Annotated in this window: 16 protein-coding genes and 2 pseudogenes; 8 read left to right on the forward strand and 10 right to left on the reverse strand. The window is 64.6% G+C overall.

Features of this window, described 5'->3' with window-relative positions; all coding sequences use genetic code 11:
* Nucleotides 1–105 precede the first annotated feature (105 nt).
* Nucleotides 106–759 carry a uracil phosphoribosyltransferase gene (upp, locus tag NCS28_RS04225; RefSeq protein ID WP_250512612.1) on the reverse strand — a complete coding sequence of 218 codons (654 nt, stop codon included), beginning with the start codon at nucleotides 757–759 and terminating at the stop codon, nucleotides 106–108.
* 241 nt (nucleotides 760–1,000) lie between these two features.
* On the opposite strand from upp, the gene NCS28_RS04230 reads away from it, so the two are divergent.
* From NCS28_RS04230 to kdpE, 4 genes are read left to right on the forward strand one after another with little or no spacing between them, the layout of a single operon-like run.
* Entirely contained in the window at nucleotides 1,001–1,780 is a 780-nt protein-coding gene (locus tag NCS28_RS04230; RefSeq protein ID WP_250512613.1) for an SDR family oxidoreductase, read from the forward strand.
* A 14-nt stretch (nucleotides 1,781–1,794) separates the two neighbouring features.
* Nucleotides 1,795–2,181: a methylglyoxal synthase gene (locus tag NCS28_RS04235; RefSeq protein WP_250512614.1), complete on the forward strand. Its 387-nt coding sequence runs from the start codon at nucleotides 1,795–1,797 to the stop codon at nucleotides 2,179–2,181.
* Between the two features lie 24 nt (nucleotides 2,182–2,205).
* Complete coding sequence (locus NCS28_RS04240) at nucleotides 2,206–3,180, forward strand: quinone oxidoreductase family protein (RefSeq protein ID WP_250512615.1); 975 nt, start codon at nucleotides 2,206–2,208, stop codon at nucleotides 3,178–3,180.
* Nucleotides 3,181–3,225: 45 nt separating this feature from the next.
* Nucleotides 3,226–3,924 (forward strand): two-component system response regulator KdpE, encoded by a 699-nt coding sequence (kdpE, locus tag NCS28_RS04245; RefSeq protein ID WP_250512616.1) that lies wholly within the window; start codon nucleotides 3,226–3,228, stop codon nucleotides 3,922–3,924.
* Here the strand turns inward: kdpE and NCS28_RS04250 are convergent.
* The 7 genes and pseudogenes from NCS28_RS04250 to NCS28_RS04280 all read right to left on the reverse strand — a co-directional run bounded on the left by NCS28_RS04250 (nucleotide 3,900) and on the right by NCS28_RS04280 (nucleotide 15,321).
* Nucleotides 3,900–4,592 carry an SDR family oxidoreductase gene (locus NCS28_RS04250; RefSeq protein WP_250512617.1) on the reverse strand — a complete coding sequence of 231 codons (693 nt, stop codon included), beginning with the start codon at nucleotides 4,590–4,592 and terminating at the stop codon, nucleotides 3,900–3,902. The two genes, kdpE and NCS28_RS04250, sit on opposite strands and share 25 nt — an antisense overlap.
* A gap of 152 nt (nucleotides 4,593–4,744) precedes the next feature.
* Nucleotides 4,745–8,071 (reverse strand): efflux RND transporter permease subunit, encoded by a 3,327-nt coding sequence (locus NCS28_RS04255; RefSeq protein WP_250512618.1) that lies wholly within the window; start codon nucleotides 8,069–8,071, stop codon nucleotides 4,745–4,747.
* Nucleotides 8,072–8,074: 3 nt separating this feature from the next.
* A pseudogene (locus tag NCS28_RS04260) lies at nucleotides 8,075–11,197 on the reverse strand (MdtB/MuxB family multidrug efflux RND transporter permease subunit); the annotation flags it as partial.
* Nucleotides 11,198–11,221: 24 nt separating this feature from the next.
* A complete protein-coding gene (locus tag NCS28_RS04265; protein ID WP_250512620.1) occupies nucleotides 11,222–12,571 on the reverse strand; it encodes an MdtA/MuxA family multidrug efflux RND transporter periplasmic adaptor subunit in 1,350 nt (449 codons plus the stop codon).
* 332 nt (nucleotides 12,572–12,903) lie between these two features.
* Complete coding sequence (locus NCS28_RS04270; protein ID WP_502801142.1) at nucleotides 12,904–13,740, reverse strand: IclR family transcriptional regulator; 837 nt, start codon at nucleotides 13,738–13,740, stop codon at nucleotides 12,904–12,906.
* A gap of 496 nt (nucleotides 13,741–14,236) precedes the next feature.
* Nucleotides 14,237–14,536, reverse strand: a complete 300-nt coding sequence (locus tag NCS28_RS04275) for a hypothetical protein (protein WP_250512622.1) — start codon at nucleotides 14,534–14,536, stop codon at nucleotides 14,237–14,239.
* A 203-nt stretch (nucleotides 14,537–14,739) separates the two neighbouring features.
* Entirely contained in the window at nucleotides 14,740–15,321 is a 582-nt protein-coding gene (locus NCS28_RS04280) for a DJ-1/PfpI family protein (protein WP_250512623.1), read from the reverse strand.
* 184 nt (nucleotides 15,322–15,505) lie between these two features.
* Between NCS28_RS04280 and NCS28_RS04285 the strand changes: the two genes are divergently transcribed.
* Both NCS28_RS04285 and NCS28_RS04290 read left to right on the forward strand, forming a co-directional pair.
* Entirely contained in the window at nucleotides 15,506–15,976 is a 471-nt protein-coding gene (locus NCS28_RS04285) for a BCAL1086 family glycoprotein (RefSeq protein ID WP_250512624.1), read from the forward strand.
* Between the two features lie 115 nt (nucleotides 15,977–16,091).
* Nucleotides 16,092–18,711 (forward strand): annotated as a pseudogene (locus NCS28_RS04290) (mechanosensitive ion channel family protein).
* A 7-nt stretch (nucleotides 18,712–18,718) separates the two neighbouring features.
* On the opposite strand, the gene NCS28_RS04295 reads toward NCS28_RS04290, so the two are convergent.
* Entirely contained in the window at nucleotides 18,719–19,303 is a 585-nt protein-coding gene (locus NCS28_RS04295; RefSeq protein ID WP_250512625.1) for a cysteine dioxygenase family protein, read from the reverse strand.
* 127 nt (nucleotides 19,304–19,430) lie between these two features.
* On the opposite strand from NCS28_RS04295, the gene NCS28_RS04300 reads away from it, so the two are divergent.
* The gene (locus NCS28_RS04300) at nucleotides 19,431–19,904 is read left to right on the forward strand and encodes an Lrp/AsnC family transcriptional regulator (protein ID WP_106857134.1); all 474 of its coding nucleotides are present in this window, start codon (nucleotides 19,431–19,433) and stop codon (nucleotides 19,902–19,904) included.
* Between the two features lie 357 nt (nucleotides 19,905–20,261).
* The gene (locus tag NCS28_RS04305) at nucleotides 20,262–20,480 is read left to right on the forward strand and encodes a hypothetical protein (RefSeq protein WP_250512626.1); all 219 of its coding nucleotides are present in this window, start codon (nucleotides 20,262–20,264) and stop codon (nucleotides 20,478–20,480) included.
* 13 nt (nucleotides 20,481–20,493) lie between these two features.
* On the opposite strand, the gene NCS28_RS04310 is transcribed toward NCS28_RS04305, so the two are convergent.
* Complete coding sequence (locus tag NCS28_RS04310) at nucleotides 20,494–23,022, reverse strand: FUSC family protein (RefSeq protein ID WP_250512627.1); 2,529 nt, start codon at nucleotides 23,020–23,022, stop codon at nucleotides 20,494–20,496.
* Between the last annotated feature and the right edge of the window lie 25 nt (nucleotides 23,023–23,047).

Genomic DNA, 23,047 nt, shown 5'->3' on the forward strand with positions numbered 1-23,047 from the left:
AAATTTCGGCGAATCGCGGCGAAATCGGGCAAAGGCGGCCGCAAACGCAAACCGCCGCGCAAGGGCGCGGCGGTCGAACGCGAAAACGCGCAATGAAGCGGATGCTCAGTTCTTCGTGCCGAACAGGCGGTCGCCCGCGTCGCCGAGACCCGGAACGATGTACGCATGCTCGTTCAGATGCGAATCGAGCGACGCGACGTAGAGCTTCACGTCCGGATGTGCGTCCCGGAACACCTTGACGCCTTCCGGCGCGGCCACCAGCGCGACGAACACGATGTTCTCGCTCAGCACGTTGCGGCGCTTCATCACGTCGACGGCGTGCACCGCCGAGTAACCGGTCGCGACCATCGGATCGCACAGGATGAAGACGCGCTCCTCGAGATCGGGCGGCAGCCGCACGAGATACTCCACCGGGCGGTGATCCTCCGCCCGATACACGCCGATATGCCCGACGCGCGCCGACGGCACCAGATCCAGCAGACCGTCCGACATGCCGATGCCCGCCCGCAGCACCGGCACGATCGCGAGCTTCTTGCCGGCGATCACGGGCGCATCGATCTCGACGAGCGGCGTTTCCACGCGCTTGGTCGTGAGCGGCAGATTGCGCGTGATTTCGTAGCCCATCAGCAGCGTGATTTCCCGCAGCAGCTCGCGGAACGTGCGCGTCGACGTGTCCTTGTCGCGCATGTGGGTGAGCTTGTGCTGGATCAGCGGGTGATCGAGGATGAAGAGATTGGGGAAGCGGCTGTCTTGTTTCATGGGTCTCGCGCGCGCTGCGCGTCCTGCTCGTGTGATGTTCTGCCTTCGACGCTCGGGGAGCGACAGTGGCGACAGTTTACCCAAAAGCCCGTCCGCACCTAAGAAGAATCGCGCGCTCAAGTCCGCGGCACCGCCGACGTTGCCGCCCCGATTCTTCTAGAATTGCGCGAGAGACATGAGACCCGCGTGCGCCGCGACGCGCATGCTCGACCAACGCATAAACGAAACTGGAGGATCGACGATGGATATGGGAATCGCGGGCCGCACCGCGCTGGTGTGCGCGGCGAGCAAGGGTTTGGGACGTGGCTGCGCCGAAGCGCTCGCCGCCGAGGGCGTGAATCTCGTCATCACCGCGCGCACGGCGGAAACGCTCGAAGCGACGGCCGCGCACATCCGTGCGCAATACGGCGTCACCGTGACGACGGTCGCGGGCGACATCACGACGCCCGAAGGCCACGCCGCCGCGCTCGCCGCGTGCCCCGCGCCGGACATTCTGGTGAACAACGCGGGCGGCCCGCCGCCGGGCGACTTCCGCACCTTCACGCACGACATGTGGATCAAGGCGCTGGAAGGCAACATGCTGACGCCGATCGAGCTGATCAAGGCGACCATCGACGGGATGATCGAGCGCGGCTTCGGTCGCATCGTGAATATCACGAGTTCGTCGGTGAAGGCGCCGATCGATGTGCTCGGCCTGTCCAACGGCGCGCGTTCGGGGCTTACGGGCTTCGTCGCGGGCGTCGCGCGCAAGGTCGCTTCGACCGGCGTCACGATCAACAATCTGCTGCCGGGCACGTTCGACACCGACCGCATCGCCGTGACGATGGAAGCGCAAGCAAAGGCCCAGAACATTTCGATCGACGAAATGCGCGCGCGCCGTGCGCAAAGTCTGCCGGCGGGACGGTTCGGCACGTCGGAAGAATTCGGCAAAGCGTGCGCGTTTCTGTGCAGCGTGCACGCGGGCTACATCACCGGTCAGAACCTGCTGATCGACGGCGGCGCGTACCCCGGCACGTACTGATCGAGGACACGGATATGACCACACGCGTCGCGCTGATCGCGCACGACATGAAGAAGGACGACATCGTCCAGCTCGCGGGCGAATTCGTCGATACGCTCGCGCAATGCAATCTCGTCGCGACGGGCACGACCGGCGGACGCATCGCGGCGGCGCACGGGCTGGAAGTGGAGCGCAAGCTCTCCGGCCCGCACGGCGGCGACTTGCAGATCGGGGCGGAACTGGCGGAAGGCCGCGTGAATATCGTGATCTTCCTGCGAGACCCGATGACCCCGCAGCCGCACGAGCCGGACATCAATGCGCTCGTGCGCGCTTGCGACGTGCACAACGTGCCGTGCGCGACCAACATCGCGACGGCGCGCATGATTCTCGACGACTTGCGCCTGCGTTTTGCGCGGGCCTGACGAACCGATGGAGACGATGAAGCGATGACCAAGGCAATCCGATTCGACAAGGCAGGCGGCCCGGAAGTCATGAAGTGGGTCGACGTGGACGTGGGCGCGCCGGGCAAGGGCGAGATCCGCGTGAAGCATCATGCGGTGGGGCTGAATTTCATCGACGTGTACTTTCGCACCGGTCTCTATCCGATGCCGCTGCCCGGCGGCCTGGGCATGGAAGCCGCCGGCGAGGTGACGGCGGTGGGCGAGGGCGTCACGCAATTCAAGCCGGGCGATCGCGTCGCGTATGCGTCGCGTCCGCCGGGCGCGTATGCGCAAGAGCGCGTGATGTCGGCGGATTTCGTCGTCAAGCTGCCCAATTCGATCGGCTATGAAGACGCCGCGTCGATCATGCTGCAAGGCCTGACCGCGCAATATCTGCTGCGGCGGACGTATCGCGTGAAAGCGGGCGATACCGTGCTGATCCACGCGGCGGCGGGCGGCGTCGGCATGCTCGCGTGCCAGTGGGCGAAGGCGCTCGGCGCGACGGTGATCGGCACCGTCGGCTCGGACGAGAAAGCCGAGCTCGCGAAGGCGCACGGCTGCGATTACCCGATCGTCTACACGCGCGAGAACTTCACGCAGCGCGTGCGCGAAATCACCAACGGCGCGGGCGTGCCGGTGGTCTACGATTCGATCGGCAAGGATACGTACATCGCGTCGCTCGATTGCCTCGCGCCGCTCGGCCTTTTCGTGAGCTTCGGCAATTCGTCGGGGCCGCTGCCGCCGATCGATTCGTCGGAGCTTGCGGGACGCGGCTCGCTGTACTTCACGCGGCCGACGCTCTTCAGCTACATCGCCAAACGCAGCGATCTCGATGCGATGGCGGCGGAGCTGTTCGACGTCGTCTCGTCGGGCAAGGTGAAGACGAACGTGCGCCAGCGATACCCCTTGTCCGATGCGGCGCGCGCGCACGAAGACCTCGAAGCGCGCAAGACGACCGGCTCGACGATCCTTCTGCCCTGAGATGACGCGCGAGGGCGGTTCGTCACCATAACCACCAACTAGAAGATGAGCGAGCCGTCCTTCACCGTCGTCCTGATCGAGGACGAAAAGCAGATTCGCCGCTTCGTGCGCGTGTCGCTCGAAGCGCAGGGCATGTCGGTCCATGAGGCGGAAACGGGTCAGAAGGGTCTCGTCGAAGCCGCGACGCGCAAGCCCGATCTCGTGATCGTCGATCTCGGCTTGCCCGATACCGACGGCATCGACGTGATCCGCGAACTGCGCGGCTGGACGGAGTTGCCGATCATCGTGCTGTCGGCGCGCACGCAGGAAGAAGAGAAAGTGGCCGCGCTCGATGCCGGCGCCGACGACTACCTCACGAAGCCCTTCGGCGTCTCCGAACTGACGGCGCGGATTCGCGCGCATCTGCGGCGTCGCAATCAGGCGCAGGCGAGCGAGACGCCGGTCGTCGCGTTCGGCGATGTGAGCGTCGATCTCGCGTTGCGCCGCGTCGTGAAGAACGGCGAGAACGTGCATTTGACGCCGATCGAATACCGTCTGCTCTCGACGCTCGTGCGGCACGCGGGGCGCGTGTTGACGCATCGGCAATTGCTCGTGGAGGTGTGGGGGCCGTCGCATGTCGAGAGCCCGCATTACCTGCGCATCTACATGGCGCATCTGCGCCAGAAGCTCGAGCGCGATCCCGCGCAGCCCGAGCATATCGTGACGGAAACGGGCGTCGGCTACCGGCTCGTCGGTGCGGCGTGACGGACGGTGTGCGCGGGTTCGAGCTTGAGCGAATCCAAGACGATATCGATCGGCTCTTCGCCGCCGACGAACGCGATCATCCGGTTGCTGATGCCGAACGTCACGCATTGCAGCGCGATGCGCGCGACGTCGGCGCGCGAGACTTCGGGCTTGTGCTTCGTGAGTTCGCAGGCGGGCGCGATCGCGCCGTGCGCCGGTTCGTCCGATAGCGCTCCGGGCCGGAGAATCGCGTAAGGCACGCCGCGATGCGCGACGTATTCGTCGGCTTCGCGCTTCATGCGCGAATAGTGGCGCAGTGCGAACCCGCTGCGCTCCGGGTAGAACGCCGACAGCGCGCTGATGACGACGAGTTGCTGCACGCGCCGGCGTTTGGCGTAGTCGGCGGCGTGCATGACGGCGTCGCGGTCGATCGCGCGTTGCTCGTGTACGCTTTCTGTTTGCGCCGAGCCGGCGGCGTAGATCACGTGCGTGATGTCGTCGAAGGCGTGGGAGAAATCGTTCGACAGATCGCCGAGGACGATTTCGGCGCCCATCGCGGTGAACTCGCTTTTGTGGGCGGATTTGCGCAGCATGGCGCGGAAGGGGATGGATTCGGCGTGGAGACGCTGCGCGATCAGTCGGCCCGTGCGGCCGTGGGCGCCGATCAGCAGAACCTTTAGCGGTTTCATGCGGGACGCTCCTTTGTTATGGGCCGCAGTGAGCCTCTAACCGAGAAAGTAGGCGATTTTTGCGCGGAGCGCTGGGGGAGGTGTTTGCGGGTGCAGCAATTTTGTTTTTGCTTGGGTTGTTGCCGGAACCGGCGAAAACCCAAGAGCGTCGCTCACTCCGCCATGCTCGCAGGACGCGCCCGCCTCGCCCGGCGCTCCTCCCCACGAATCCGAAACCGATCCATATACAGATAAACAACAGGCGTCGTATAAAGCGTCAACATCTGACTAACGATCAGCCCCCCGACAATCGCAATACCAAGCGGCGCACGCATCTCCGAGCCTTCGCCGGTGCCGAAAGCGAGCGGCAGCGCGCCGAGCAACGCCGCCGCGGTCGTCATCATGATCGGACGAAACCGCAACAGACACGCTTCGCGAATCGCATCCTGCGGCGTCTGCGCACCATGCCGCGTCGCCTCGATCGCGAAATCGACCATCATGATCGCGTTCTTCTTCACGATGCCGATAAGCAGAATCACCGCAATCAACGCAATGATGCTGAACTCCGTCTTGAACAGCAGCAGCGCGAGCAACGCGCCGATCCCCGCTGACGGCAGCGTCGAAAGAATCGTGATCGGATGGATATAGCTCTCGTACAAAATGCCGAGCACGATATACACCGCCGCCAGCGCCGCGAGAATCAGGAGCGGCTGGTCGTTGAGCGATTGCTGGAACGCCTGCGCCGTGCCCTGGAAGCTGCCGTGAATAGTCTGTGGCACTCCGATCTCGGCCATCGTTTCGTAGATGGCGGCGGTCGCGTCCGACAGGGATTTGCCCGGCGGCAGGTTGAACGAAATCGTCGACGCGACGAACTGGCTCTGGTGATTCACCGAAAGCGGCGTGTTGCCCGGTCCGAACTTCGCGATGGCCGATAGCGGGACCATGGTTTCCTTCGACGTCGATACAGCCGCGCCCGACGACGATCCGTTCTTGCCCGTCGCCGCGATCGCGTTGGTGGCGGAGTTCTTCACCGCGGCAAGCGCGAGGGCGGCCGTGGTGTCGCTCGTGCTAGTCGATGACCCGCCCGCGCCGGTCGATCCGGTCGCCGTAGTGGACGCGGTCGACGTCGTGCCGGACGTCGTCGTCGATTGCGTCGATGCCGATCCGCTCGCCGTTCCGCCCGACGTGCTGACGTAGATCTGCTTGAGCGTCTCCGGGTTCTGCCAGTATTTCGGCGCGAGTTCCATCACCACGTGATACTGCGACAGCGGGTTGTAGATGGTCGAGACCTGGCGCTGGCCGAACGCGTCGTAGAGCGTGTTGTCGATCTGCGCCGGCTTGATGCCGAGGCGCGCGGCGGTCGAGCGGTCGAACGTGACCATTGCTTCGAGACCGCCCTGTTGCTGATCGGAGTTGACGTCGGTGAGCTCGGGGCGCTTTTGCAGCGCGTCGGTGAGCAGCGGCCCCCATTTGTAGAGATCGGATGTCGTGTCGGACAACAGCGTGAACTGATACTGCGCGTTCGATTGCCGCCCGCCCACGCGAATGTCCTGCACCGCCTGCAGGAACGTGCGCGCGCCCGCAACGTCCGCGAGCGGTTTGCGCAACCGGTTGATTACCTGATCGGCAGACACCTTACGCACGCTCTTCGGTTTCAGCGAGATGAACATGAAGCCCGAGTTGGTCGAACGCCCGCCGGTGAAACCCGCGACGCTATCGACGGCCGGATCCGCCTCGACGATCTTCATCATCTCCGCGAACTTGATCTTCATCGCCTGAAACGACGTGCTCTGGTCCGCCTGAATGCCGCCGATGATGCGCCCCGTATCCTGCTGCGGGAAAAAGCCCTTCGGCACGATGATGTACAGATAGATATTCAGCCCGATGGTCGCGAGCAAAATCAGCAGAATCGTGCGCGGATGCGCGAGCGCCCAGCCGAGCGTGCGCGCGTATGCGCGCTGCATACGGTCGAACTGGCGCTCCAGCCAGCGCGCGACGCGGCCTTCTTCCTTGCGGTCGTGCGGCTCCACGAGCAGACGCGAGCACATCATCGGCGTGACGGTCAGCGACACGACGAGCGACACGCCGATCGCGAGCGACAGCGTCAGTGCGAACTCGCGGAAGAGCCGCCCGACGATGCCGCCCATCAGCAGAATGGGCAGGAACACCGCTACGAGCGACACGCTGATCGACAACACCGTGAAGCCGACCTCGCGCGCGCCCAATATCGCGGCTTGCATGCGCGGCACGCCTTTCTCCACATGCCGCGTGATGTTCTCCAGCACGACGATGGCGTCGTCGACGACGAAGCCCGTCGCGATGGTCAGCGCCATCAGCGACAAATTGTCTAGCGAGAAGCCGAGCAGATACATTGCGGCGAAGGTGCCGATGATCGAAATCGGCACGGCGACGCTCGGTATCAATGTGGCGCGCCAGTTGCGCAGGAACAGGAACACGACCATCACGACGAGCGCCACCGCGATCACGAGCGTCAGCTCGGTATCGTGCAGCGACGAGCGGATGGTGGTCGAGCGGTCGGCGGTCGGCGTGATCTGCACGTCGGCGGGCAGAGCCGCTTGCAGTTGCGGCAGCATCGACTTCACCCGGTCGATGGTCTCGATGATGTTCGCGCCCGGCTGGCGATACAGGATCACGAGCACCGCGCGCTTATTGTTGATGAGGCCGAGGTTGCGCAGGTCTTCGACCGAATCGACCACTTCGCCGACATCGGAGAGCTTCACCGCCGAGCCGTTGCGGTACGCGACGACGAGATCCTTGTATTGCGAAGCCTTGCTCGCCTGATCGTTGGTGTAGAGCTGAACGCGGGTGCCCTTGAACTCGATCGCGCCTTTCGGGCTGTTCGCGTTCGCCGACGCGAGCGCGGCGCGCACGTCCTCCAGTCCGATGCCGTAGTGGAAGAGCGCGCCCGGTTCCAGTTCGACGCGCACCGCGGGATTCGCGGAGCCGCTCACGTCCACTTCGCCGACGCCCGGCACCGTCGATAGCGTCTGTTGCAGCACGGTCGCGGCCGAGTCGTAAAGCGAGCCCGCCGTGCGCGTGGGCGACGAGAGCGCGAGCACGAGAATAGGCGCGTCGGCGGGGTTGACCTTGTGATACGTCGGGTTCTGGCGCAGCGCGGTCGGCAGATCGGCGCGCGCGGCGTTGATGGCGGCCTGCACGTCGCGCGCGGCGCCGTCGATATCGCGATTGAGGCCGAATTGCAGCGTGATGCGCGTCGAGCCGACCGAGCTCATCGACGTCATTTCGCTTACGTCGGCAATGGTGCCGAGATGCCGCTCCAGCGGGCTCGCCACGCTCGTCGCGACTGTCTCCGGGCTCGCGCCGGGCAGCGTCGCCTGCACGGAGATCGTCGGGAAATCGACCTGCGGCAGCGGTGCCACGGGCAGCCGCACGAATGCGAACATACCCGCGAGCGCGATGCCGATCGCGAGCAGCGTCGTTGCAACCGGCCGGGCGATGAAGATGCGCGACAGATTCATGGCTCAGCGTCCCTCACTGGCCGGCGCTGGCGGCGCGCTTCGGTGAAAACGCGCGCGCAGCCTGCGGGCGAGCGAATCGAAGCCGAGGTAGATCACCGGCGTCGTAAAGAGCGTGAGCAATTGCGACACGATCAGACCGCCGACGATCGCAATGCCGAGCGGATGCCGCAACTCCGAGCCCGCGCCCCAGCCGACCATCAGCGGCAACGCGCCGAGCAATGCGGCCATGGTCGTCATGAGAATCGGGCGGAAGCGCAACAGGGATGCCTGGAAGATTGCTTCGCGCGGCGACTTGCCCTGATCGCGTTCGGCTTCGAGCGCGAAGTCGATCATCATGATCGCGTTCTTTTTCACGATGCCGATCAGCAGCACGATACCGATGATCCCGATGATGTCGAGATCGTGCCCGGTCATCATCAGCGAGAGCAGCGCGCCGACGCCCGCGGACGGCAGCGTCGAGAGAATGGTGATCGGATGGATGAAGCTCTCGTACAGCACGCCGAGCACGATGTACATCGTCACGATCGCCGCGAGAATCAGGAACAATTCGTTCGACAGCGACGCCTGGAACGCGAGCGCCGCGCCCTGGAAGCGGATCTGGAACGATGCGGGCAGGCCGATGTCCTCTTTCGCCTGCTCGATCGCCTTCACCGCTGCGCCGAGCGACGCGCCCTTGGCGAGATTGAAGGAGACGGTCGTCGCCGGGAACTGGCCGAGGTGCGTGACGAGCAGCGGCGCCGCGCGCTCGTGGAACTTCGCGATGGCCGAGAGCGGCACCTGCCCGTTGCTCGCGGTGGAAGAGGGCAGATAGATGCCGTTGAGCGTGTCGCTGTAATGCGCGTCGCTCGGTTCGGCTTCGAGAATCACGCGGTACTGGTTCGACTGTGTGAAGATCGTCGAGATGATGCGCTGGCCGAACGCGTCGTAGAGCGCGTTGTCGACGGTCGCGGGCGTGATGCCGAAGCGCGCGGCGGTCGCGCGGTCGATTTCGATGTACACCGACTGCCCGTTCTGCTGCAGGTCGGTGGCGACATCGGTAAGGATCGACGTGTGTTGCAGGCGCTCGACGAGCTTCGGCACCCATTCCGCGAATTCGGACGGATTCGGGTCCGTCAGCATGAACTGATACTGCGTCGGGCTGACGGTCGAATCGATCGTCAAATCCTGCACCGGCTGCATGTAGAGCTTGATGCCGGGAATGTCCGCGACTTCGCTCTGGATCGTGCGGATGATGTCGCTCGACGTGTTGCTGCGGTCGTCGCGCGGCTTCAGATTGATGAGCATGCGCCCGCTGTTGAGCGTGATGTTCGTGCCGTCGACGCCGACGAACGAAGTCAGACTTTCCACGTCGGGGTTCCGCAGGATTTTCTGCGCGAGCGCTTGCTGCTGCTCCGCGACCGCCTGATACGACGCCGCCTGCGGCGCCTGGGTGATCGCCTGGATCACGCCGGTGTCCTGCGTCGGGAAGAAGCCCTTCGGAATGTAGACGTACAGCACGGCGGTGAAAACGAGCGTGAGCACGAAGACGAGCAGCGTCGCGCGTTGACGCTCGAGCACCCAGTTCAGCGCGACCGCATACCGCCCGATGACGTAGTCGATGAACTGATGCGCGCGCGCTTCGAAGCGCTTGCTCTCCTTCGGCGGCGTGTGGCGCAGGAGCTTCGCGCACATCATCGGCACGAGCGTGAGCGAGACGATCGCCGAAATGACGATGGTTACCGCGAGCGTGATCGCGAATTCGTGAAAGAGGCGGCCGACCACGTCGCCCATGAAGAGCAGCGGAATCAGCACGGCGATGAGCGAAACCGTCAGCGAGATGATGGTGAAGCCGATCTGCTTCGAGCCCTTCAACGCGGCCTCGAGCGGCGATTCGCCTTCCTCCACATAGCGCGCGATATTCTCGATCATCACGATGGCGTCGTCGACGACGAAGCCTGTCGCGATGGTCAGCGCCATCAGCGAGAGGTTGTCGAGCGAGAAGCCGCACAGGTACATGATCGCGAGCGTGCCGACGAGCGAGAGCGGCACCGACAAGCTGGGGATGATGGTCGCGTAGACGTTCGCGAGGAAGAGATAAATCACCAGCACCACCAGCACGACGGAGAGCGCGAGCTCGAACTGCACGTCGCGAACCGATGCGCGGATGGTCGTGGTGCGGTCCGTCACGACACGCACGTCGAGCGCCGCGGGCAGCGCCTGCTGCAACTGCGGCAGAATTTTCTTGATGCCGTCGACGACCGCGATAACGTTCGCGCCCGGCTGGCGCTGCACGTTCAAGATGATCGCGGGCGTCGCGTCGACCCACGCGCCGAGCTTCGTGTTCTCCGGGCCCTGCACGATGGTCGCGACGTCCGTCAGCATGACCGGGCGGCCGTTGCGATAGGCGACCACCGCGCTCTTGTAGGCGTCGGCGTCGGTGAGCTGGTCGTTCGCGTTGATCGTGTAGGCGCGCGTCGGGCCGTCGAAGTTGCCCTTCGGCGTGTTGACGTTGAGGTTCGAGATCGTCGTGCGCAGATCGTCGATGTTGAGGCCGTAGGACGCGAGCGCGCGCGTGTTCGCCCGAATGCGCACGGCAGGACGATTGCCCCCGCTCACCGACACGAGGCCCACGCCCGCGACCTGCGAGATCTTCTGCGCGAGGCGCGTGTCGGCGAGATCCTGCACTTGCGTGAGCGGCAACGTCTTCGAGCTCACGGCGAGCGTCATGATCGGCGCGTCGGCGGGATTCACCTTCGCGTAGATCGGCGGCGCGGGCAGATCGGACGGCAGAAGATTGCCCGCCGCATTGATCGCCGCCTGAACTTCCTGCTCGGCGATATCGAGCGGCAAGTCGAGGCTGAACTGCAGCGTGATGACCGATGCTCCCGCCGAGCTTTGCGACGACATCTGGTTCAGGCTCGCCATCTGCCCGAACTGCTTTTCGAGCGGCGCGGTGACGCTCGATGTCATCACGTCCGGCGACGCGCCCGGATAGAACGTCTGGACCTGGATCGTCGGATAGTCGACGGCGGGCAGCGCCGAGAGCGGCAAAAAGCGCAGCGCGACGAGGCCGACCAGCATGATCGCCGCCATCAGGAGCGCCGTGCCGACCGGACGCAGAATAAAAATGCGAGATGGGTTCATGCCGGATTCGTTACGTAATGCCTGCGGTTACTGCTGCTGCGACTGCTGACGCCGATGCCCGCCATGCCGCGCGCCCGATGCCGCCGATGCCGCGGATGCCACGGATGGCGATGCGCCGGAAGCCCCTGACGCCGCCTGCGCCTTCTCGGCCGGGATCGTGATCTTCGCGCCTTCCTTCAGGCGGTCGGAGCCGTCGATCACCACGCGCTCGCCCGCTTGCAATCCGGATTTGATGCTGGTGCGCTCGCCGTCGACCGGGCCGGTCTTCACGTTGCGCACCGTGACGGTGTTGTCCGGCTTCACGACATAGACGAACGAACCGGACGAGCCGTTCAGCACCGCGGACGTGGGCACGATGGTCGCGTTCTTGATCACATCGACGAGCAGCTTCGTGTTCACGAACTGATTCGGGAAGAGCATGCTTTCCTTGTTGTCGAAGGTGGCGCGCAGCTTCACGGTGCCGGTGGTGGTGTCGATCTGGTTGTCGACGGTTTCGAGGTAGCCCGCTTCGAGCGGCGTCGTGTTCGCGCGGTCGTACGCGGTCACCGACATCTTCGTGCCCGCGTGCAGCGGCTTGAGAATGGCGGCGAGGTTGTCCTCGGATGTCGTAAAGATCACGCTGATCGGCTGCAATTGCGTGATGACGACGACGCCGTTGGTGTCGCCCGTCGTCACGTAGTTGCCCGGATCGACCTGGCGCAAGCCCACGCGGCCCGACACCGGCGCGGTGATGCGCGCGTAGGTCAGATCGAGCTTGTAGGTATCGACGTTCGCCTGATCGGACTTCACCGCGCCTTCGTACTGCTTCACGAGCGACGCCTGCGTGTCGACCTGCTGCTTCGCGATGGAGTCTTGCGAAAGCAGCGTCTGATAGCGCTGCAAATCCAGACGCGCGGTTTGCAGCAGCGCCTGATCTTTCGCGAGCGCGCCTTCCGCGTTGCGCAGCGAGATTTCGTAGGGGCGCGGATCGATTTGCGCGAGCACATCGCCCTTCTTGACCATCTGGCCTTCCTTGAATGCAACGTCGACGAGCGTGCCGTTCAGCTGCGTCTTGACCGTGACGTTCGCGAGCGGCGTGACGGTGCCGAGCGAATTGATGACGACGGGCATCTCGCCTTGCTTGACGGTCGCCACATGCACCGGCTGCGGCTGGTTCGCCGCTTGCGCGCCGCGCCGTCCGCCTTGACGCGCGTCTTGCGGCGCGTTCGTGCCGCCGCTGCCGCGATTCCACGGGTGCCACCACGCGATCGCGCCGGCGACGATCAGAAGCGCGACGATGAGCGGAACGATCCTGCGCCGCCGCGGCGCGGGTTCGATGGCGGCGGGCGCCGGAGGCGCCGGGCGCGGCGCTGCGGGAGGATTCTTTTGGTCGTCCATCGGTTCGGAGGCTGGGTCTTTCAAATCTGTACGGAGCGCGGACGGGCGGCCGTCGCGGTTCTGACGCGCAAGGCGATGCGCCGCGCGCATGAACCGTGACCGAAGCGGAGGCCGTGAAAATCGCGGGGCCGTCGAAAGCGGCTGGAAAGCCTGCCTGTCGAGTCAGGCCGGGAATCCGGCGCGGCCCCGGTGCGCGCGAAGCATGATGCTACGTCCCGCACCCGGGGCCGTCTACCGGCCATTCTTTCTGTTGATTACGACTGTTACACGCGCGCCGGTGCGACCTTTCGACGGGCTTCGGCGCGCGCTGTGCCGTCGCGTAGTCGCGTAGTCTAACCGGCGCGTGCGGCGGTCGCCGGGCGCGTGCCGCCGATCTCGCGCGTGATTTGCTCGACGCATTCGAGCAGGACCGGTGCCACTTCGCCGGTCAGTACGTCGTGCGGGCACTGATGCGCGGCCCCGCCGCAGTTGACCGAATAACGCTCTCCGGATGGCCCGACGAAGCCCGCCGCGACCGCGTTAAGCCCCTGATGCCATTCGCCGACGGAGATGGCGAAGCCGAGGCGCAAGGCATCGTCCAGGCCGCGCTGCAGGCCGCCCGCGATGGCCGGCCAATCGTCGCCCGACGCAGTCTGTAAACTGCCGATGAGCGCGCGCCGATCCGGCTCCGACAGCACCGCGAGATACGCGCGGCCGACCGCCGTGCGGCTCAGATCCATTCTGCCGCCGACTTCGAGCCGCGAGACGAGCACGGCGGAGCGGGGGCGGATGGCATCGATTACAACCATCTCCAGCCGATCGCGCACGGCGAGGTGAACGGACAAGCCGGTGCGTTCCGCGAGCCGGATGAGGAACGGGCGCGCCCGTGCACGAATATCGAAGTTGCGTAAGAATCCGTTGCTCAGCTCGAGAACCGACGCGGTCAGCACGAAACGCTCGCTATCGGGCAGTCGCAGCAGCAGCCCGGCCCCGACGAGCGTCGCGGTGATGCGCGAGATCGTCGGCTTGGGGATGCCGGTCCAGTCGGTCAATTCACGATTGCTCACGGGGGCGTCGGCGGCGGCGATCCGGCGCAGTACGTCGAGCCCACGGGCGAGCGCGGTGACTTCCTCGCCGTCCTTCTCCCGGGCGCGTTCCCGGCTTGGCGGCCGTTCATTTTGCATAGGCATCTGTTTTGTGAAACATTGTTTTATTAGATCACGGGCCGCAATTCTACAGACCTGCGCCGCGAAACTTGCAAGCGATGCAAGCCTTCACGATAACCTGCATTCACGATGTAACTTTTGCGGCAATGCATAGGCATCGGACGAAACCTGGGCAGTTGCCCGGACCGAGAAATTTTGCTTGACTTAGGCAGCGATCCCGGAAAAAATGGAACCGAATTTCGAAACCGAGGGTGATGTGCGCGTCCGCGCTTTCCGCTCGAGGCTCGAAAGACAGGCTCTCAGGTTCTAGCACGGCCCTCGGAATGGCTAGAACTTTTAAGGCGCTACGGCAACGTAGCGCCTTTTTTTTCGTCCGTGGGTTAGCAAAGCGCTCTGGCGCGAATATAACCGACCGTACGCGGCGGCGCCGGGATGGCAAAAAGGAAGGGGTAATGCGAGGGGAGGTTGAAGCGGCGCGGAAAGCAAAACGCGGCGCACAGTGGCGCCGCGTCGAAGGAAATCAGTACATGTTCGTGAACACGCGAGGCTGCCTGAGCAGGCGCTTGCCGCGCGCAATCCAGTAGACGCTCGCGCACACGAGCAGCAGGGCGACGGCCAGCACGAGAATCGGCGAAATGCGTTCCGGCGCGGGCGGGCTCGTCGCGATGAACAATGCCGTCAGAAACGCCGCGGCCGCCTGATAAAACGAGCGGTTAGCGAGATTGCGACGCATGCGGGGTGTGGTGAAGCGTGAGACGGGGGCGCGAGTGAACGGCTCGAACAGCATCAGCCCTGCGACAAGGGCGACTGCGACATTCATGAAAAGCATGGTGCGAGAATTCGTGGAGGCGGCGATGTCGGCGAATATATGTCAACGAAGTAGGGCGCCAGAACCAGAAGTCTCTTAAATATAGAGGGAAAATTCTATTTCCGTTTCGATGCTTCTCTGCCTCCGCCGGTAGCTTGCATCGAAGACTGGCGCAGCCCTCGCGCGCCAGCCAGGTTCCCCTGCGATGCAAGGTTTCAGAGTTCGATTCGCGTGCCGAGCAGCGCGAGAAATTGCCTGATCCACGCCGGATGCGCGGGCCATGCCGGCGCGGTGACGAAATTCGCATCCGTGATGGCTTTGTCGACGGCGATGTCGGCGAAGGTCGCGCCGGCGAGCCGCACTTCCGGCGCGCACGCCGGATAAGCGGAAATGCGCCGTCCCTCGATCACGCCCGCGGCTGCGAGCACTTGTGCGCCGTGGCAGACCGCCGCGATCGGCTTGTTCGATCGCGCGAAATGGCGCACCAGTTCCAGCACGCGATCGTCGAGACGCAGATACTCCGGCGCGCGGCCGCCTGCGATCGCGAGGGCGTCGTAACGGGCCGGGTCGACATCGTCGAAGCTCGCGTTGAGCGTGAAGCGATGGCCGGGCTTCTCCGTGTAAGTCTGATCGCCCTCGAAATCGTGGATCGCCGTCTTCACGTGATCTCCGCGCTTTTTACCCGGACACACGGCATCGACCGTATGACCGACGGCCTGAAGCGCCTGGAACGGGACCATCGTTTCATAGTCCTCGGCAAAATCGCCGGTAAGGAACAGAATCTTTTTCGCAGCCATCGCCAGACCTCGTCAGGGAATGAGTTGTCGGATGCCGCGCGCAAAGCGCGCAGCGCGGACCAGTCTACTATTCAGCGAAGCGTCGCATGTGACACGCCGGGTCGCATTTCGGAGGGGCATGGCGTCGGCAGCGTATGATGTGCGCGAGTTTTTTGAGATCACGAATCAGGCGGAAGGTAACACCATGCAAATGACTCCCATGAGCCGCATCGCCGTGGCGCTCGCGGCGCTCGGCGTACTGGCCGCGTGCGAGAAGCACGACGCAACTGCGGGACAGGCCGCGGGCGCACTGAACAATCTAGCGAGCCAGACGAGCCAGAAGTTCGACCAGGCGGCGAGCTATGTCGGCCAGAAGGTCGATGCGGCCAAGCAGTCGGCGCAACAGAGTGTCGATAGCGCCGGATCGATGCCCGATGTGTCGGCGAGCAGCGTCGCCGCGACGGCGCGATCGAATTTCGATAGCGCGGCGAGCGCCACGAACGCCGCCATCAACAACGCCGCGAGCGCGACGGGCGCCGGCCTGCAATCGGCGGGACGCAAGCTGCAGGAATGGTCCGCGACCAGCGGCGCGTCGAATCCGCAAGCGAGCGCGCAAGGCTCGGTCGCAAGCCCGGCCGCTGATGGCAGCGGCGCACGCACGGAGATGGACAAGTAGCACTTATTCGTCTGAATAAATCACGCAAATCGGCTTAACATTCGGTTACGTCGCCGCTGGGCGGCGTTCCTTTCATAGCCGCTAAACTGGCGGTCTTTCAGAAATCGAGACCGTTATGAAGTTACGCAAGCTCGCGCCCGTGCGCGCGGCGGCGTCTGTCGCGATGTCCTGGATGGCGGTGCTCGTGCTTTTCGGCGCCGTGCTTACGCGCCGCGCGTCGTCAGTGCTTGCCGTGTTCGTCGCGTCGATCGCGCTCGCGGCGCCTGCCGCCCAGGCTGCTCCCGCGCTCACGCTGCCTTCGTTTCAGGAACTGATCACGCCGCCCGCGCCCGCGACCGCGTCTGCACCGGATGCCGCGTCCGCGCCCGCCATGTCCGATGCCGAGATGGTGCGCTCGCTCGACAACATCATCGCCACGCTCGACAGCGACAAGCAGCGCGCCGCGCTCGTCTCGCAATTGAAGCACCTGCGCGATGCGAAGCGCGCCGCCGACGCCGCCGTTCCCGCATCCGGCGCGGCGGCGGCTTCCGCGACGACCGACGCCACCGCGAGCGGCACGACCGCCGCGGGCGTGACGCCGACATCCGGCGCGGCGACACAGTCGGTGGTGGCGACCATCGCGCAGAACGCGGGTTTGCTCGGCGCGATCGCGTCGGCGCTCACCAATATCGAAGCCGACGTGAAGCGCGGCAAGACGCCGATCGCCTACTGGATCGGCCGCTTCAACGCAGCCGGCAACGAGCTCTTCACGATCGTCACGAGCCAGAGCCGCGAGCCGTTCGGCCGCACGCTCTTCAACTACTTCGCGACGCTCGCGGGCTGGGGCGCGTGCGCGATGGCGCTGGTCTACTTGCAGCGGCGCGTGCAGGCGCGTCATGGCATCGGCACGGGCCTGCACTCGAATCCGACGACGCGCGAACTGCTGCTGTTCGCGCTGCGCCGCGTCGCGCCGTATCTCTTCGCGTTCCTCGCGGCGCTGACCTTCACGCATTACATGCCGCTGTCGCTCGGCCGCACGCTCGCGATGGTCACCGCGTACGCGATCGTCGCGGGCGCGGTGTTTTCCGCGATCTGTCTGATCATGTTCTCGCTGTTCGGCTCGGCGCACCGGCGCGTCGCGGTGAACCTGCTGATCCTGCGCGCGCGGCGGCTGCTTTTTCTGATCGGCACGCTCGGCGCGCTCGGCGACGCCGCCGCCAATTACGACGTCGCGCAGCAACTGGGCACCAATCTCGCCGGGCTCATCTCGACGTGCGCGAACATGGGCGCCGCAGGCCTCACCGCGTATTTCGCGCTCGCGTTCCAGCGGCCCGTCGCGCATCTGATCCGAAGCCGAAGCTACGAGCAGCGCAACGCGCGCAAGGCCGCGACGGAAACGTTCGAAGTGGTCGCGTCGCTGTGGCAACTGCCGCTGCTGCTGCTCGCGTCGGCGTCGGTGGTGGCGACGCTGATGGGGCATCGGCACGTCGGAGAATGTGTTGCAGATGGCGATCGCGACCGCGGGCCTGCTCGTCGTCGCGTTCTTTCTCTCCGCGATCATCGTGCGCATCACGCGGCCGAAGTCGCGCAAACCGCGCCGGCAATCGGCGTATGTGCGCAGGCTCATCAAGTTCGTCGGCACGATGATCGTGGTCGGCGTGTGGCTCGTGTTCCTCGAACTGTCGTCGCGTTTCTGGGGTTTCTCGCTCGCCCACATGGCCGAGGAGAGCGTGGCCGCGCGCGGTATCGCGCACGCGGTCGCGATGATCGTGCTGACGTTCTTCGTCGTATGGCTGATCTGGATTCTCATCGACACGGGCATTCAGGAAGCGCTCAGGCCCGACGCGACGCGGCGCGGCGGGCGCGGCCCGAGCATGCGCGCCCGCACGATGCTGCCGCTCGTGCGCAACGTCGTGTTCGTATTCCTGCTCACGGTCGCGGCGATCGTCACGGCCGCCAATCTCGGCCTGAACGTGACGCCGCTGCTCGCGGGCGCGGGCGTGATCGGTCTCGCGGTCGGTTTCGGCGCTCAATCGCTCGTCGCCGATCTGATCACGGGGCTCTTCATCATCATCGAGGACACGATTTCGGTCGGCGATTCGATCGAGGTCGAAGGCGGCCACGCGGGCATCGTCGAAAGCCTGACGATTCGCACCGTGCGCCTGCGCGACGGTCAGGGCGCGATCCATGCGATCCCGTTTTCGCAGATCAAGACGGTCAAGAACCTGTCGCGCGATTTCGCCTATGCGGTGTTCGAAGTGCGCGTGCCGTTCACGGCCGACGTCGATGAAGTCACGCAAATGATCCGCGAAGTCGGCGCCGAGCTGATGGCCGATTTCCGCTATCGGCTGGAGATGCTGGGCCCGGTCGAAGTGTGGGGACTGGACCGTTTCGACCCGAACTGGATGGTCGTGAAAGGGCAGATCAAGACGCGGCCGTTGCAGCAATGGAGCGTCGCGCGGGCGTTCAATCTGCGCATCAAGCGCAAGATGGACGAAGCCGGCATGGAGATTCCCGTCCCGCAGATGCATGTGCAGATGACGCGCGATGCCATGCTGGGCGCGGACTCGGCCGAAGGACGCGAGCGGGCGCGGCGCATCTGGACGGGCGAGGCGCCGCCGTCAGCGCAAGAAGACGAGGCGCAAGCCGCGGCGCGCGACGTGTCGCACGAGCCGCAACCGGCGCCCCCGCCGACGGATCAGTCTGTGCCGATTCCGCCGCAAATACCGACGGCGTCCGAGCCGGGGAAGGGCTGAGCGTCCTTCAAGCCGCCAGCAGATCGTTGACGTGCGTGGCGATCTGCTCGCCCGCGACGCCATAGACATGGAGCGACACGGCGCGCATGGCGGCATCGGCGGAAAGGCCGAGTTGATGAATCGCGCCGCGTCCCGCATCCACGTACGACACCGCGCCCGGCGGCCGTGGATGACGCCGCGTTTCGAGCGCGCGATGCTCGACCGCGTCCCAGCGATAGAGCGTTTCCTCCAGCGTGCCTTCCATGACCGCATAGCCGCACCACGTCCGATGACCATGCACCGGGCTCGCTTGCCCCGGCGCCCAGACGAGCGCGGCGATTGCATAGCGGTTGAGCGGATCGGCGGCGAGCAGATGGCGGCAATAACCCTGCGGATTGCTCACGCGCTGATCGGGGCGCAGCACGCCCGGATCGGCGACGGCCCGTTGCAGCGCAAGCCGCACGCGCTGTCCGAACGACGCGTTCGGTCCGGCTTCGGCAGCCGCGAAAGCCGCATCGAGCTCGCGGCACAGTTGTTCGAGCGCCGGGCTTCGGCAGGAAGCGGAAGCCGGGGAAAAGGGCCGCGCCGGGCGGCTGACATGTTCGAGTTGCATAGTGGATGAGCCGTCGCTTTGTTGATGCCTGATCCACTCATTTATACCGGCTTGCCTCCAGAATTAGTTTCCATATAATTTCGCTCGACCATCGAGAAATAGAATAATTTCCTATAAGGGGTGCAGCATGGGAATGGACCTCATCGACCGCAAACTGCTCGAATTGCTGCAGAACGACGTGACGATGCCCATCGCGGAACTCGCGCAACGCGTGAATCTGTCGCAGACGCCGTGCTGGAAGCGCGTGCAGCGTCTGAAGGAGACGGGCGTGATCCGGGCGCAGGTGGCGCTGTGCGATCCGAAGAAACTGGGCGTCGGCACGACGGTATTCGTCGCGGTGCGCACGAATCAGCACACGCAAACGTGGGCGGAGGATTTTACGCGCGCGGTCCGCGACATTCCGGAAGTGGTCGAGGTGTATCGGATGAGTGGCGAGACCGACTATCTGCTGCGCGTCGTGGTGTCGGATATCGATGACTACGACCGCGTCTACAAACAGCTCATTCGGGCGGTTCCTTTGTATGACGTGAGTTCCAGTTTCGCGATGGAGCAGATCAAGTATTCGACGGCGCTGCCGGTGAGGCCGACGCTCGAGCCCTGAGCGTTCGCGAGCGCACTAACTTAGGATGATTAAGCGATACGCGTCGTATTTCGCCGCGCATCGATAAAACAAAAAGCCGCCCGGGAGGGCGGCTCAACACGTCCGGTCACAAGGTATCCCGGGATTTGCCCTTGCCGCCCTCGCCGGGATCGGACGCGCATGGAATCGCAATCAGTATGGTCGACCGGACGGGCTTCCTTCAAGCGGCGCGGTGCAGCAGTGAATTTCGCCATCGGCGTGCGCGTATCGAAACGACATGAGCGGAAATGCCGTGAATCGGCGAGCCTCGCAAAGCAACTGAAACCCAACACGAGTACCATGTCGGGTCTTTCTCGAAACGTCGCCACGAACCTTTTCATGAACCACGACCCCCGCGATCCTCGCCGCCCGGACGGTAAGCCGAAGAACCCGACTCGCGCCGTCAGCGTGTTCATCGTTGTCGTGGTGCTGCTCGTGATCGGCACGATTCTCTTCAACGCCATTCGCGAGAAGCGGGAGTTCGATCAGCAAAACGCGCAACCGTCTGCCGCGAGCGACGTGCGCCCCGCGGTGCCTGCGATCGGCGTATCGCAATAGCGCCAGGCGGCGTTCACACCGGCAGCCGAATCTGCGCGGCGTCCTTGCCGATGAGCGACGACGCGGTCAGCATCTGCTTGCATTGATGCGCGAGCAGTTTGAGATCGTGAAGCGCATCGGCGGGCAGCGATTGCGCGCGCTCGGCATCGACGACCATCTTGTCCAGATCGCGCCGCAATTCCTTGAGCGCGTCCGCTTGCGCGGGCGGCGCATCGGGCCTGGGCATGGCGGGCAGTTCGCCGACGGCATCGGCGAGATTGTCGCGCACGAGTCCGAACGTGCGCTGCACCGGTTCGAACGGCTGGCCGCCCGCTTCGTTGAGCGACTGCAAGAGCGGCGCGGCAGCCGTGATCTGCGAGGCGAGCACATGGCTTTGCACGAGCAGGTCGTTCAATTCGGCGACGTACCGTTGCTGCGCCTTCGGTTCGAGCATCATGCGCTGGAACGCCTGCGCGAGATTGGCGAAAGCGATATGCACGTTCTTGCGCGCGAGCCGATAGCGGAAGTCGCGATCGAGCGCGGTGGCGGCGACCGTCGCCGCGGCGGATGCGCCCTTGCTCGCGGTCGCCGCCGTGCTTTCTCCGATACTCACCGACGACAGACGCTGCGCCGTCGCGCTCGCGGCTTTCATTGCCGAATCGGCGACCAGTGCGGGATCGAGCGCCGGTGTGGCTGCCGTGATCGTCGCGGTTTGCGCGGGCACCTCCCCAACCGACGACGCCACCGCCCCCGCGCCCGCGTTGGCATCGGCGAACACGGCGCGCTCGACGGGCGTTTCCATCGCCGATGAAGAAGCCGCGCGCGCCTTCTCCGCCTGCGTCGGCGGTTTCGCTCTCCACCACCAGCTCGCTTCCAGATAACTGCGCGTCGCGGCGAGCAGATCTTTCACGAGCTTGCCCATCAACCGGTATTCCCAGTAAGGGAAGAGATGGCTGGCCGCGATGGCGATCGCACAGCCGACGACGGTGTCGATCGCCCGCTCGCCGATCAGCCGCAAGCTGCCCGGCGCGAGCAGATGGAACATCAAGAGCACATACGACGACGTGAACACGACGCTCGCCGCATAGTTGAAGAGCAGGAGGCTGTAACTCATGACCATCGACGCGAACATCACGACAAGCAGGATATGCGGCTCCTTCACGAAGAGAATCAGCGCGATGGTCACCGCGCAGCCGATCGCCGTGCCGATGATCCGCTGCGTATTGCGCTGCTTCGTCAGCGAATAGCCGGGCTTCAGGATGATCACCGTCGTCATCACGATCCAGTATGCGTTCGTGAGCGGCAACAGACGTCCGAGCCAGTAACCGATGCCGACCGCGATCGTCACGCGCAGTGCATGACGGAAGCTCGGCGAGGCCATCGTGAGATTCGAAAAGATCTGCATGAACGGCACGCGCCGGCTCGAAATGAACCGCGACAATGCGTGATCGATCTGCACTTCGGTTTCGGTCGCGCTCGCCTGGTCGCGCGTGCGGCGGCGCATCTTGTCGATGAGGCGCGTTGCGCTCCAGAGCCGCCTGAACACCGCGGCCGCCGCCGTGTACGCTTCGGGATTCTTCTCCGGCAGACCGTGCTTGCGCATCAGTTCGAGTTCGTATTCGATCGCGCGCAACTCGGCCTTCATACTGATTTGCCGCCCGGCCGGATTGTTCTGCAGCACGGCGAGGCCGATTTCTTCGAGATCCGCGCTCGCCTTACGCATCAGGTCGCGATAGAAAATGAGCACGTCCGAGCCCGCGAACGTCTTTCTGACGAGCGGATAGTCCGTGTGTGCGCCGACGAAGAACTCGTGCAAATCGACCACGTTGATGAAGAGGTTGAAGAGCCGGGCGCGCCGTGCATCGAGCTTGCCGCTCTTCACTTTCGGCAGGTTGCGCAACACGATGTCGCGCGCCGCTTCCTGCCGCTCGACAGCCGCGATCTGCTTTTCGATGAGCACGCGATAGCACTCGTCGAGGTCGGCGTCGCCGTCATAGAACTCGGCGCGCGCGAGCAGGTATTCCGCGCAACTGAAGATGCTTTCGGCGAGCGCCTGCTGCTCGATGCGATACACGAGCAGGCGGCTCACGAGCGTCGCCCAGTACGTGTACCAGAGTCCGCCCAGGAGAATCCACGACGCGTTGATGAGCGCCTGCATGGGCGTGAAATGCTCTTCGAGCGTGACGACCATCATGAAGAGCGTCGCGAAGCTGATCTGCGGCCAGCGATTGCCATATACGACGATCAGCGATAGCACGAAAGTCAGCGGCACGATGGTGAGCCATAACGTGAGCGGATGCGCCGTCGCGATGCCCGTTGCGAGCGCCGCAAGAAAGCCGATCAGCGTGCAGGCGAGCATCTCGTTGTGCTTGTGCCTGAGCGGGCCGGGCATGTCGACGACGCACGCGCCGAGCGCGCCGGTTGCAATCGTGAACCCGAGCTCGCGATTGTCGAAAACGATGAGCATCAGGACGGCGGGCAGCGACACGCCCAAAGCGATGCGCAAGCCGCCGAAGAAATACTGGCTGTAAATGAACTTCCTGATTTCGAACGAATAACGCATCGACTTCCTGTTTTTGATGCTCGTT

The organism is Caballeronia sp. INDeC2 (assembly GCF_023631325.1).
In the GTDB taxonomy this organism is placed as follows: domain Bacteria; phylum Pseudomonadota; class Gammaproteobacteria; order Burkholderiales; family Burkholderiaceae; genus Caballeronia.